Annotated in this window: 1 protein-coding gene and 1 pseudogene; both read left to right on the top strand. The window is 60.2% G+C overall.

The annotated features are described in order from the left end of the window. A partial coding sequence (locus tag JI62_RS19465; protein ID WP_141101342.1) for an electron transfer flavoprotein subunit beta/FixA family protein occupies positions 1-474 on the top strand: 474 nt, incomplete at its 5' end. 55 nt (positions 475-529) lie between these two features. After that, positions 530-1110 (top strand): annotated as a pseudogene (locus JI62_RS19460) (electron transfer flavoprotein subunit alpha/FixB family protein); the annotation flags it as partial.

The following is a 1110-nucleotide window of genomic DNA, read 5'->3' as shown; positions in this document are numbered from 1 at the left end:
GAATCCCTGGCCGTGGCCAAGCTGTTGGCCAAAGTGGTCGAAGAAGAACAGCCGGGGTTGGTGGTGTTGGGTAAACAGGCCATCGACACCGACAACAACCAGACCGGCCAAATGCTCGCCGCGTTGACCGGCCTGCCCCAGGGCACCTTTGCCTCGGAAGTGGCGGTGGATGGCGACAAGGTTAATGTGACCCGTGAAATCGACGGCGGCCTGCAAACCATCGCCTTGACGCTACCGGCGATTGTCACCACCGACCTGCGCTTGAACGAGCCGCGCTACGCCAAGCTCCCCGATATCATGAAGGCCAAGAAAAAGCCGCTGGATGTGAAAACCCCCGCCGATTACGGCGTCGAGGTCGCCTCCAAGGTCAGCCTGCTCAAAGTAGAGTCGCCCGCCGAGCGCAAAGGTGGCGTCAAAGTCGCCTCGGTAGACGAGCTGATCGACAAACTCAAAAACGAAGCCAAAGTTCTTTAAGGTCGGTTAATTACCACCCGTACTTTAAGCATGCGCTTTGAAAGGAGCTGATTTTATGAGCATTTTGGTACTTGCTGACCTGCACGAAGGCCAACTGGCCGGCGCCACTGCCCACGTGGTGGCGGCCGCCCAAGCCATCGGTGGCGATATTGACGTTCTGGTGGCCGGTGAAGGCGTGCAAGCCGCTGCCGAAGCCGCCGCCAAACTCGACGGCGTGAGCAAAGTCCGCGTTGCCGATAACGCCGTTTACGCCCACCAGCTGGCCGAGCCCATGGGCGCGCTGCTGGTCGAGCTGGCCGATGGCTACACCCACGTGCTGGCCAGCGCCTCCACCACCGGCAAAAACGTACTGCCGCGGTTAGCGGCGCTAAAAGACGTCAGTCAGCTGTCGGACGTTATCGCCGTGGACAGCGCTGATACCTTTAAGCGCCCGATCTACGCCGGTAACGCCATCGCTACCGTCAAAAGCGACGATGCCCTCAAGGTCATCACCGTGCGCTCCACCGGCTTTGATGCGGTCGGCACCAGCGGCAGCGCGACGATTGAAGCGGTCGATACCGTGGTAGAAAACAGTCAGTCCAGCTTTGTCAAAGAAGAGCTGGCCCAGTCGGATCGTCCTGAATTGGGCGGCGCCAA

The sequence above is a fragment of the Halomonas campaniensis genome, assembly GCF_002211105.1.
GTDB classification, from domain to species: Bacteria; Pseudomonadota; Gammaproteobacteria; order Pseudomonadales; family Halomonadaceae; genus Vreelandella; species Vreelandella campaniensis_A.
Note: the sequence above shows the minus strand (reverse complement) of the source record. Positions and strands in the feature narration are given on the sequence as shown.